Raw genomic sequence first — 12,809 nt, 5'->3', positions numbered from 1 at the left:
CACTAAAAAATGGATAATGCCTGTTAGAAATTGGGGAATTATACTCAACCAATTTTTAGCTATATTTGAAAACAGGATTAAACTATAAATAATTTAACCCTGAAATTTTGAACTTACACACTTTTTAGGATAGTGTCTTTTAATCATTAATATTATAAGACAGCATGTATATTGAATAATTATAAGCTAATATTTAGCCCATACAAGATAACATCTTATGAAGAATATCGCTATTATAAGTACCCTATTACTCACTCTTCTTAATTTAAGCGTTTATGCACAACTACATTCAGAACCTACTTGTGGACAAAATTTTAATCTAAATTGGACAACGAATCCTACCAGTGAGGATTATTATTGGCAATCAGGGCAACTATGGAAAACATATACTAATGTAGATGGCTCTGAAACTGATGTGACTATAGCATTCACAGGAGAAACAAACACCTTTGGTTTTTGGGGCGGTAATACGCCTAAAACAGGTAAAAACTCTTGTAACTTATACAACGGTATAGATTTGTTATCTAAAGGATTTTCTGGTAATGGAATTACCTGTACCATAACATTTAGTAAACCTATATATGCCTTATCGTTTGATGTACACCATATAACCAAACGAGAATCGAATGGAGAAAAATTTACATTTACAGGTAAAGATAAAGATGGGAATACCATTTTTCCTGAGTTTACCAATTCTCCACACCCGACTTACACTTCAGATAATAACACGGGAATTGTAAATGCAATTTCAAACTCAGCTACTGGGAACAATGCGGTTGTTGGTGTTAATTTTTCTGACTCTAATTATATTAAAAGTGTATCCTTCTTATGGCAAGATTGTGATACGTGTAACAAGAATAAACTTCAGGTTACTGGTTTAGGTAATTTTAGTTTTTGTACACCGCAAATTTTAGATTTTGATGGTATTGATGATTACATTAGTCGTTCAGCTTTCTTAGGTGGTAAATCTGAAGTTACCATGATGTCTTGGATAAAAATGGACAATGGTTCAAACGGAGGTGAAATTTTAGGACAACGCAACTTTAGACTTTATGTAAATTCTAACAACCAGATAAAAGCTTTTATTAAAACTAATATAGGTACAGATATTAGCTCGTCTGATTTACCAGAAGCCACTCTAGAAGAAAATCTTTGGTATCATATAGCCCTAAAATTTGATAATAAAACAGGAACTGTAACACTATACCTAAACGGAAAAATTATTTGGAATCATACAGACAACACTTTAATTGGAACATCTATTAATGATACAACAGAATGGAATTTAGATCATGATTTTGAAATAGGAAGAAATACGCAATTTGACAATAATTATTTTGAAGGTTCTATTTATGAATGTAAAGTTTATAATAAAGCTTTAACTGAAACCCAAATACACCAACAAATAAATCAAGAAATTGAGAATAATAATGGAAACGTTAGTGGCTCAGTAATACCAAAAAATATTGAGGGTTTATTATGGAGCGATTTAATACTCTATTATAAAATGGACATATTAAATACAGGACATACACCTGATAGCTCTGATAACAAAACAGATGGTATACTGCATAATATGACTATCTATCAAAAAAATCAAGATTACACAGCACCACTACCCTATGTTACAACATCATCCAGTAATGGTTACTGGGGTATTGCTAGCAACTGGCTTTATGGTAATGTATGGGATATTCCAAAAGGTATTCCTGCTCACGCTATTATTAAAATTAATGGGAATCTTGAGTTTTTTACTAATATAAATACTACTGGGCTCATTATTGAAAAAGGGAGTAGTTTAAAGATCAAGCAAAATTCTGGATTATATAATTCTTGGTATTTAAAACTTAACGGCATTTTAGATTTAGAAGAAGAATCTCAATTAATTCAAACAGAGAATAGCACACTAGATATCACTAGTTCTGGGATTTTAGAAAAGGATTTAATTGGAACTGCAGATAAGTATACCTATAACTACTGGTCTTCTCCAGTTGGAAAAACAAACAACTCCACTATTAATAATAAATACACTGTAAAAGATATATTTACTAATATTGCTTTTTTAACCACTGGTCATGATGGAATAATTACCCCTTTATCAATCGCAGATTATTGGATTTGGAAGTTTAATAATAGTTTAACGGACACCTACTCATCATGGCAACATGTAAGAAGCACTGGCGAAATTTTACCTGGCGAAGGATTTACCATGAAAGGTCCGGGTTCAGGCGATATTGATGATGAACAAAATTATACACTTCAAGGAAAACCAAATAATGGCGCTATTAATTTACCAGTATATGCCGGTAACGATTATTTAATTGGCAACCCCTACCCGTCTGTAATAGATGCTATTAAATTTATTGAGGATAATAAATCAAATCCTTCTGGCTCAGGAGCAATTAATGGGACACTTTATTTTTGGAAACATTGGGGTGGAGGTTCGCATATAGCTAATGATTATCAAGGAGGTTACGCCACATTTTCCCTTTCAGGAGGTGTTCCTGCAGCATCAAATAACACAAGTGGAAATAGTATTTTATCAGGAGGAGATTCTGAAGACATACCTAGTAGATACATACCTGTTGGTCAAGGCTTTTATACAACTGCAGAAACCAACGGCACTATTAAATTTAATAATAATCAACGTGTACACCATATAGATACTATTATATCACCAAACTACAAAGGTAATACCTCTAAAAATGTGGCTTTAAAAAGTAATGATGCAAGAATGAAATTAAGAATAGGTTTTAATTCTATAAATAACTTACAAAGACAACTACTCATTACTTTAGATGAAAATGCATCTGCTGGATATGATTGGGGTTATGATTCCAAATATATTGACACGCAAATGGATGACATGTATTGGTTAATTAATAATGAAAAGTTTCTCATTCAAGGTACAAATCAAATTAATAAAGAAACCATTATTGCTCTTGGTCTTCATACTAAAACTGACGGATTTAACAGCATTAATATTGATGAATTAGAACATACACCAAACGAACTTGAGATTTATTTGCATGATAAAGAACTTAATATTTATCATGATTTAAGACAAAGTAAATATGATATTTTTCTTGAAGCTGGAGCGCATCTAAATCGTTTTGAACTTGCGTTTTCTAAAGCTAATACATTAGATACTGAGGAAAATGAAAACGAACAGATTGAAGTTTTCTTTTCGAATGAAAAAAACAAAATTGTTATAAATAATCCTGCTTCGAGATTAATTGAATCCGTAGAAATGTATAACATTTTAGGACAATCACTTTTTAATTTTCAAACTAATACCAACAATAATCATTTAGAATACAATGCCAACCAAATTAAAACAGGTAACTACATTTTAAAAATTGAAACTGAATTTAGTTTGATTTCTAAAAAAGTATTAATAAAATAATTAGTTAAATTTTCTACTTAATTTAGTAAAAAACCAATTCCTTTTCTATAGAAAAATACTTTAAGCACGTCATTAATGTTAACAAATAATGTATTTTGTCGTATTTATATGTATTTTATCGCATATATTCCAAGTGAAATTGTATATTAGCACCGTAAGCAATTGTTATTTAATAACATATTGATAAATAAGCTATAAATTGTACTATTAAAAGATTATTAGTACAAATACAATAAAAGTATTGATAGATTAAATTAATTATTTGAGTTAGTCACTTTAAAATAAAATACTTCAAATCTGAAATACTCTTCAAGTCCTGAACTGACGTTTGGGACTTTTTTTATTTTATCTGATTTATTAATGCCTCAAGTGATACTTTATCTTGTTTACCTGAAACCATATGTTTTAAAGTGAATGTATTTGAAGCCATTTCTTCGTCACCCACTAAAACCACAAAAGGAATGTTTCGTTTATTAGCGTGATTCATTTGTTTTTTCATTTTAGCAGCATCAGGGAATAATTCCGCATTTATACCTTGTAATCGTAATTGTTTAATGGCCTTTAAACTAAACAAGGCTTCTTTATCTCCAAAATTTATAAAAAGTACTTCTACATTTTTATTTACTGTTTCTGGGAATAAACTTAATTCTTCAAGTACCAAATAAATACGATCCAAACCAAAGCTTATACCAACACCACTTACATCTTTCATTCCAAAGATGCCAGTTAAATCGTCATAACGACCACCACCACCAATAGAACCCATTTTTACCTGTTCTGGAGCCGAGACTTCAAAAATAGCACCGGTATAGTAATTTAATCCACGAGCTAAGGTAACATCCAATTGTAAAGTTGCAGTTGACAAGCCTAATTCGGTAATTGCTGAATTTATAAAATCCAACTCTTCAATACCTTTTTGTCCTTCTTCGGAAGTATTAAGAATCTCTTTTAAACTTTCAATTTGAGAGTCAAAAGAACCTGAAAGTGTAAATAAGGGTTGTAATTTTGTAATACCAGCTTCCGAAATCCCTTTAGAAAGCATTTCTTCTTTCACCTTCTCCTCGCCAATTTTATCTAGTTTATCTAGGGCAACTGTAAAATCTATAAGTTTATCACTTGCACCAATAACTTCAGCAATACCAGAAAGTATTTTTCTGTTATTAATTTTTATGGTGACGCCTTCTAATTTTAATACTGAAAATACCGTATCGTATAATTGAATAAACTCAACCTCTTGCCATAACGACTGACTTCCAACCACATCTGCATCACATTGAAAAAACTCTCTGAATCGTCCTTTTTGCGGCCTATCTGCGCGCCAAACAGGTTGAATCTGGTAGCGTTTAAATGGGAATTCTATGTCGTTTTGGTGTTGTACTACGTAGCGTGCAAAAGGGACTGTTAGATCGTAACGCAACGCCTTCTCCGAGATTGATGAGGTAAGCTTGTTTGAGTCTTTTTCTTTATAAGCCTGTTCGTTTACTTTTGATAAATAATCCCCCGAATTCAAAATCTTAAAAATCAATCTATCCCCTTCATCACCATATTTCCCCATCAACGTATCTGAGTTTTCAAAACTTGGGGTTTCAATAGGTTGACACCCAAACGTTTCAAAAGCACCACGAATCGTATTAAAAATATAGTTTCGTTTAGCAACTTGTTCTGGATTAAAATCTCGGGTTCCTTTAGGGATACTTGGTTTTTGAGCCATATTTATGCCTGCGAAAGCAGGTATCTTTTTAATGATTAACTAATACTTTGAAAGTGGGTTCCTGGCTACGCAGGAATGACAAAAATATATAATGAAAATGGTATTGAAACAGTTTTTACTAAAAAAGTGTTACAATGTACAACTAAGTTAATAAAACCACCTCGTCACTTTGTGACACTCCTCCTTTAAAAAGGAGGAGAATTTCTACGCGATTAAATTACTTAACAACGAGAAACTCAAAATACCGCAAAACATCTTTGTTAGAAATTCCTTCCCGTTAAAGGGACGATGGCTTTTGGTTTCTTAAAACCAAAATACGGAAGGGTTATCTAATTAATAAGTTTATAAAAATAATTATACAATTCGCCTTTAGTAATACTAGCGCCTTGTTCAATCATTTTAAATTTATCTAAGTTTTTATCTTCGGTATATTCCTTATCAGCTTGTAAAAACTCAACATTTTCGTCCATTAAGTTTTCACGCAACCAATTATAACCTTCTTGTGTCGTTATATCAACATCATCATTCTTAACATTTACAACAATAGCATGCATATTAGCATCTTCTAAATGAAATAAATACATATGTTGTGGTGCAAAGTGTTCTAAATATTCAGCCTTATTCAAAGCCCCTTCCCATATTAAATCGCTAAACACATCTAATTCCATTTCAGCTAAATCTGGTTTATTGGCTTTTAAATTTGTCCACTCCTCTGAAGTTATAGATTGTGTAGCCAAAAAATTAATAAATTCTTGGTGTAATTCTTCAAACTGTTCTTTTGTAAGTCTTGTGTACTTCATAAAAAAATCATTTTTTTTATTTCCGTGAAGATGGAAATCTCTTAACCTTGAATATCATATATATAATTCAAAAGATCCCGAAAAAAATTCGGGATTAGTTCAACTTACAATTTTAAATGTGCTTTTCAAGCTTTTTAAAATTGAGTTTCACTAAAAAAAGCCCCAACTAAGTTGAGGCTTCTAAAATATGTGTTTTTAAAGTTTACGCTTGCGCAATAACTTCAAATTCTAAATCAACTGATACTTCTCTGTGTAAACGCACTACAGCAGCATATTTACCTAAACGCTTAACAGTAGTTACTGTTATGAATTTTTTATCGATTGACTGTCCTTCTTTTTCTAAAGCAGCTGCAACATCAATGTTGTTTACAGATCCAAATAATTTGTCTCCAGTACCAACTTTTGCAGGTATTTTAATTTCTAATGCTTTAATTGCTTCAGCAATTTTGTTAGCATCATCAACTATTTTCTTTTCTTTAAAAGCACGTTGCTTTAAATTTTCAGCCAAAACTTTCTTTGCAGAAATAGTAGCTAATATTGCTTGACCTTGAGGAATTAAAAAATTTCTACCATAACCGTTCTTAACTGTTACAACATCGTCTTTAAATCCTAAATTTTCAACGTCTTGTTTTAATATAAGTTCCATTGTTATCGGTATTTTATTTTAATAAATCTGCTACATAAGGCATTAAAGCTAAGTGACGTGCTCTTTTAACAGCTACGGCTACTTTTCTTTGATACTTTAATGAAGTTCCTGTTAAACGTCTTGGTAAAATTTTACCTTGCTCGTTAATAAAACGCATTAAAAAATCTGGGTCTTTGTAATCTACATACTTAATTCCAGACTTTTGAAACATACAATACTTCTTAGCCTTGTTTGTATCAATATTAAGGGGCGTTAAATATCTAATTTCGCCGTCTTTTTTTCCTTTTGATTGTTGTTCTATTGATGACATAATTAAGCTTTTTGTTTTAGTTTCACTCTTCTTCTCTCTGCCCAAGAAATAGCATGTTTATCTAACGCAACAGTTAAATAACGCATAAAACGCTCATCACGTTTAAACTCAACTTCTAATGGATTGATTACCTCTCCATCTACAGTGTACTCGAATAAGTGATAAAATCCACTTTTCTTGTTTTGAATTGGATAAGCTAATTTTTTTAGCCCCCAATCTTCTTTTGATACCATCTTAGCGCCGTTAGAAACAAGAAAATCTTCATATTTCTTTACTGTTTCCTTTATCTGATCTTCAGATAAAACGGGATTTAAGATGAAAACAGTTTCATAATGATTCATAAAAATCGTTTTTATTGTTAAAAATTGGCTGCAAAAATAATTAAATTCTATATATTACACAATAATAAGGCTCTATATTTTAGACTTAAAAGAATACTGTTAAAAATGTTAATATTGTGTTAAATTAAGCATTTTAACGATGATTTTTGGTTTTTAACCGAATTATTCGTACTATTGTCGATATCTTAACCGAAATAATATAAATGTTATGACTTTAAACTGTGTAGTAGTAGATGATTCGGCAATACAACGTCTCTCTATTGTTAAGTTAGTAGAGAATCACCCCGCTCTTAACTTAATAGCAGAGTACAATAGTGCCTTAGAAACTAAAAATGGTTTAAATACGCATCAAGTTGACTTAATTTTTTTAGACATTGAAATGCCAGTGCTAAACGGATTTGAACTTTTAGACGTATTAAACAACAAACCCCAAATTATTTTTGTAACCGGTAAAACCGAATATGCTTTTAAAGCATTTAATTACGACGCTACCGATTATTTACATAAACCCATTACAAGAGAACGTTTCAACACTTCTGTAGAAAAAGCTTTGGAGCAGCATAGACTGACTTTAGATTTTAACGAAGAAGAAGGCGAGCACATTTTTGTAAAGAGTAACCTTAAAAAACGTAAAGTTTATATTAAGGACATCAAATGGATTGAAGCTCTTGGTGATTATGTAAAACTTGTTACCGAAGAAAACAGCTTAGTAGTACTTTCTACAATGAAATCTTTTGAAGCTGAATTACCAGAAGGGAAATTTTTAAGAATTCATAAATCTTATATCGTGAATCTCGATAAGATTGACAGATTCAACAGTAAAAATGTTGAAGTTGGCGCTTACGAAATTCCTTTAAGTAGAAATAAAAAGACCCAATTAGTTGATGCTTTAAATAATATTTAAAAGCGCAACAAACAATACTAAATTAAAAGTTATCGACATTTAAAATTACTTTAACCGACCGAAAATCTTTTATACTCAAGAAGCTATTATTAATTTTAATAATGGCTTCTTTTGTTTTTGCTAACGATTGTTGCTTAGGTATTTTTACTAAAATATTTTTATGAAACTGATTTCTAATCCTTGCAATTGGTGGCGATTCTGGACCTAGTATATGCTCTTTAAAGACTTGACGTAACGACTTAGCATACCAAATAGAAGCGGTTTCTACCCTATTATAATCCTTATGCTTTAATGTGATTTTTATCTGCTTATAAACTGGCGGATATTTAAAATTATACCTGTCGTTCATTTGCTCATTAAACATATCCACATAATTATTAGTAGATACTTGTTGCAAAATATTGTGATGCGGATTATACGTTTGAATAAGTACTTTACCTCGCTCCGCAGTACGCCCTGCCCTACCCGAAACTTGCAACATGAGTTGAAAACTACGTTCGTGCGCTCTAAAATCTGGAAAGTTTAACATATTATCAGCATTCATAATACCAACCAACTTTACATGTCTAAAATCTAACCCTTTAGTTAACATTTGTGTACCTACCAAAATATCAATTTCTTGTTGCTCTAAAGCCGTAATTATTTTTTCGTAACCATATTTTCCGCGTGTGGTGTCTAAATCCATTCGGGCTACTTTATAATCGGGAAATAATAATTTTACTTCACCTTCTATTTGTTCTGTACCAAACCCTTTGCTGTCTAAATCTTGACTTCCGCAAGCTTCACAATCTTGCATCATGGCAGCATTATAGCCACAATAATGACAACGCAATTGATTACGATATTGATGGTAGGTTAAACTCACATCGCAATTAGGGCATTGTGGTGAGTGCCCACAAGTTTTACATTCTACAATAGGAGAAAATCCACGGCGGTTTTGAAATAATATAATTTGATGCCCATTCTGTAACGTTTCGGTCATTTCTTCAATCAATCGATCACTAAAATGTCCTTTCATGCGTTTCTTTTTTAACTTATCCTTAATATCAACCAATTCAATATCAGGCATCAAAACATCATTATAACGCTTCGTAATTTCAACAAAACCATACTTATTTTGTTTTGCATTAAAAAAACTTTCTAGACTCGGTGTCGCAGAACCTAAAAGCGTTTTTGCCTGATGCATATGTGCTAATACAACAGCCGTATCTCTAGCATGATAACGTGGTGCTGGGTCAAATTGCTTGAAAGATTGCTCGTGCTCTTCATCAACAATTATTAATCCTAAATTATTAAAAGGTAAAAATATAGAGGAACGCGCTCCTAAAATTATTTTCGCTTTCGCGGAATTGTGCAGTACATTATTCCAAACCTCAACACGCTCATGAGCAGAGTATTTAGAATGAAAAACCGCTACTTGTTCTCCAAAGTAATTTTGTAGCCTTGTAATTAATTGAGCTGTTAATGCTATTTCTGGAAGTAAGTATAAAACTTGTTTGCCTTCATTTAAAACATCTTCAATTAATTTTACATATACTTCTGTTTTACCTGAAGAGGTTACACCATGTAATAAGGTAACCTGATGTTTTTTAAAAGATTCTTGTAGCTCTTTAAGAGCTGTTTTTTGATAGTCATTCAACCGTTTTGAAGCCTCTGTTTCTTCACCTGAATATTGAACCCGATCCGTTTGGATATGATATTCTTCTAAAACACCTTTATCAACTAACGTTTTTATGATTGCCGTTGATGCGCCACTTTCAGTTGATAAATCTATAACTTTAACAGGTTTTTTTGTTTTTGCCGAAATAGAAAATAAAGTCATTACCACATCGCGCTGTTTTGGCGCCCTACTTAATGCTTCTAATAAATCTTGAAGTGTTGCTTCAGATGAAAAATTAGCATGCAATTTTACATAACGTACTAATTTAGGTTTGTACTTTTCATAAACTTCTTCTTCAACAGAAATAGCCTCGTTTTCAATAAGTCTTTTAATTACAGAAAGGACATTCTTTTTATCAAGAATATTAGATATATCATGTATCTTTAAAGTAGATTGATGCTGCAACGCTTCATAAACTAAAAACTCATCATCTTTTAAAATGGACTCATCAATAGTTTTATTTGTGTTTTTTGTAATTACGGTTTCACTTTCTAAAATAAAAGCACTTGGTAAGGCAGCTCTCATTAAATCTCCTAGCGTACACATGTAATAACCTGATATCCATTGCCATAATTGTAATTGAATTTCATTTACAATAGGTGTGTCATCTAAAATTTGCTGAATGTCTTTGGGTTCGTAAGCGGTTGGTGCTTCATTATGAATTTTAAATACAATACCCGTGTAGATTTTAGACTTCCCAAAAGGAACCGCAACACGCATACCTGTTTTTAGAAAACCAGCTTCGGCAGCTGAAATACTGTAAGTAAATAGCTTTTTAAGCGGAATGGGAATTATAACATCTATAAAGAATTGCATAATTCAAAAGTAACACCATTAAATAAAAAACACTAAACTTAATTAGTGTATTTTAGATTAAAATGAAGAGTAAGCAACAATCTAATCTTCAGTTTCTCTAGGATATTTTTTTAAAAATTGCAGGGATGCATTTAACTCGTAACCCAATAATAATATATTAGCATTTAGCCACAAATAAAATAACAGGATTAATAATGCGCCTATAGACCCATAAAGCTTATTATACTGCCCAAAGTTTTCTATATAAATCCCGAACAAATAAGAAGTGAGTATAATTAACAAAGTAGTAAATATGGCGCCAACAGAAAAGAATTTAGACGCACGCCCTTCTCTAGTTCCAAAATAATATAAAGTTGCTGTAGCGATATATACCATAACTACAAAAAATAAATATTTAACAACGTCAGTCCAAAAAACACCTTCAGAATCTACTTCATACCCTCTATCTTCAAATGCATGTATTAACTCTTGAACAACATAAATTTGAATATAACCTAATACTATAATGGTTATAATTAATAGAAAAGCTAGTATTAAAGCTATGCTTAAAGCAAATAGATATTGTTTAAAAACGTTTCGTGTTAATTGCTCATGATAAGAGTTTTCAAAACCAGAAAAAACGGCACTTACTCCATTAGCCATTAAAAGAATTGATAATAAAAAAACAGAAGATAATAAACCTCCCCGCTGAGATTGATCAATATTTTCAAAGATATTTTCAAAGAAAAAATCAGAGGTACTAGGGGGTAAAAAAGATTCTAAAAACTGTAAAAATTCTATTTTAAAATCATCAATAGGCACATAAGGAATAATAATTAAAACGAATAACAAAAATGGAAATAGCGCCATAAAAAAATTAAAAGCAATAGCACTAGCTCTAGTTGTTAATGCCCCTCTTACGATACCGGTTATATAAAGCACTAATAAATCATAAAACGACAACCCTTCAAGACCAGGAAGTTTTAACCGCTTAAAAAAACGCACGATAATATTAATTACCGGTATACTTTCAAGCTTATCTTTTAGGTGGTCAGACATTAATAATTTACATTTTTAAATTACAGCAAAGTTATTGAATTTAAAGATGCTTACTTATGATAAAAAGTATTAATGTAGATAGAAAAAAGCACTATTATTTTATCGCTTTTAAACTTAAATCCATATTATGAACAGAATGTGTTAAAGCACCACAAGAAATATAATTTACACCACACTCTGCATAGTGTCTAATAGTGGTTTCGTTTATATTACCAGAAGATTCAGTTAAACATTTATCACCAATTAGCTTTACAGCTTTTCTAGTGTCTTCATAATCAAAATTATCTAGTAATATTCTAAAAACACCTTCATTACTCAATATTTCTTGAACTTCAGATAAATCTCTAGCTTCAACCATAATAAGTAAATCTTTACCAGTTTCTTTTAAATACTGCTTTGTAGTTTCTATAGCTTTGGTTATGCCTCCAGCAAAATCAATATGATTATCTTTTAACATAATCATATCATAAAGTGCAAATCTATGGTTTTCGCCACCGCCTATTTTAACAGCCCATTTTTCTAAAACACGAATTCCGGGTGTTGTTTTACGAGTATCTAAAATTTTTGTTTTTGTGCCCGCTATCAAATCGACAAACATTCTAGTTTTTGTTGCTATAGCACTCATGCGTTGCATTGCATTTAAAACGGTTCTTTCTGCTTTTAAGATAGATTGCGAAGGACCTTCAACATACATAACGATATCTCCGTAAGTAACTTCGCTTCCATCCTCAATACGAACATCTAACTTTAAATTTTTATCAACATAAGCAAATACTTTTTTAGCAAAATTAACACCGCCTATAATACCCTTATCTTTAACTAAAAGTTTAGCTTTTCCTCTTGCGTTTTGAGGAATACAAGCCAAAGAACTATGATCACCATCACCTACATCTTCACGTATGGCGTTTTCAATAATCATCTTTACTTCTGTATCAAACTGCTCTTGTGTAATCATAATAATTAGTTAATTTCGAGCAAAAATAAGAAATAGATTGACCAAATTAAATTTTACATTTACGAATTTTTCAATTTTTTCTTGAATATCCGTAATACATCACAATTAAAAATTTATTCATAAATTAGCTAAAAATTCCACCATATGAATATCTTCAGTTTTACAGCAAATTTTGATAGTGAAGCTTCTTGTATCGCTCACTTTAAAGCACATCGTGATAAA

The 12,809-nt window shown here is 31.2% G+C and carries 10 protein-coding genes; 2 read left to right on the top strand and 8 right to left on the bottom strand.

Translation table 11 applies throughout. The features are described 5' to 3' along the window. Positions 1-217 precede the first annotated feature (217 nt). On the top strand, positions 218-3,406 hold the full coding sequence (locus P8K68_RS08405) for a LamG-like jellyroll fold domain-containing protein (RefSeq protein WP_300249497.1): 3,189 nt from the start codon (positions 218-220) through the stop codon (positions 3,404-3,406). A gap of 340 nt (positions 3,407-3,746) precedes the next feature. Here the strand turns inward: P8K68_RS08405 and hisS are convergent, their stop codons facing one another. The 5 genes from hisS to rpsF form a co-directional block, all read right to left on the bottom strand. After that, entirely contained in the window at positions 3,747-5,117 is a 1,371-nt protein-coding gene (gene hisS / locus P8K68_RS08400) for a histidine--tRNA ligase (RefSeq protein ID WP_300249494.1), read from the bottom strand. Between the two features lie 329 nt (positions 5,118-5,446). Next, a complete protein-coding gene (locus tag P8K68_RS08395) occupies positions 5,447-5,917 on the bottom strand; it encodes a DUF6495 family protein (protein ID WP_300249491.1) in 471 nt (156 codons plus the stop codon). A gap of 202 nt (positions 5,918-6,119) precedes the next feature. Beyond that, entirely contained in the window at positions 6,120-6,563 is a 444-nt protein-coding gene (rplI, locus tag P8K68_RS08390; RefSeq protein ID WP_300249488.1) for a 50S ribosomal protein L9, read from the bottom strand. A 13-nt stretch (positions 6,564-6,576) separates the two neighbouring features. Further along, positions 6,577-6,876 carry a 30S ribosomal protein S18 gene (rpsR, locus tag P8K68_RS08385; RefSeq protein WP_204244201.1) on the bottom strand — a complete coding sequence of 100 codons (300 nt, stop codon included), beginning with the start codon at positions 6,874-6,876 and terminating at the stop codon, positions 6,577-6,579. Continuing rightward, positions 6,876-7,214, bottom strand: a complete 339-nt coding sequence (gene rpsF, locus P8K68_RS08380) for a 30S ribosomal protein S6 (protein ID WP_295984718.1) — start codon at positions 7,212-7,214, stop codon at positions 6,876-6,878. The genes rpsR and rpsF overlap by 1 nt, the downstream gene beginning before the upstream one ends. Before the next feature lie 208 nt (positions 7,215-7,422). Between rpsF and P8K68_RS08375 the strand changes: the two genes are divergently transcribed. Further along, positions 7,423-8,118, top strand: coding sequence for a LytTR family DNA-binding domain-containing protein (locus tag P8K68_RS08375; RefSeq protein WP_300249485.1), 696 nt, complete (start codon positions 7,423-7,425; stop codon positions 8,116-8,118). A gap of 22 nt (positions 8,119-8,140) precedes the next feature. On the opposite strand, the gene priA is transcribed toward P8K68_RS08375, so the two are convergent. The 3 genes from priA to nadC form a co-directional block, all read right to left on the bottom strand. Next, entirely contained in the window at positions 8,141-10,594 is a 2,454-nt protein-coding gene (priA, locus tag P8K68_RS08370; protein ID WP_300249483.1) for a primosomal protein N', read from the bottom strand. Between the two features lie 81 nt (positions 10,595-10,675). Continuing rightward, the gene (locus P8K68_RS08365) at positions 10,676-11,632 is read right to left on the bottom strand and encodes a YihY/virulence factor BrkB family protein (protein ID WP_300249481.1); all 957 of its coding nucleotides are present in this window, start codon (positions 11,630-11,632) and stop codon (positions 10,676-10,678) included. A gap of 94 nt (positions 11,633-11,726) precedes the next feature. Next, positions 11,727-12,587 carry a carboxylating nicotinate-nucleotide diphosphorylase gene (nadC, locus tag P8K68_RS08360; protein WP_300249479.1) on the bottom strand — a complete coding sequence of 287 codons (861 nt, stop codon included), beginning with the start codon at positions 12,585-12,587 and terminating at the stop codon, positions 11,727-11,729. Positions 12,588-12,809 lie beyond the last annotated feature (222 nt).

Source organism: Algibacter sp. (genome assembly GCF_029245835.1).
GTDB lineage: Bacteria > Bacteroidota > Bacteroidia > Flavobacteriales > Flavobacteriaceae > Algibacter_B.
The sequence above is the reverse complement of the archived record's forward strand: the minus strand, read 5'-3'. Positions and strand labels throughout refer to the sequence as shown.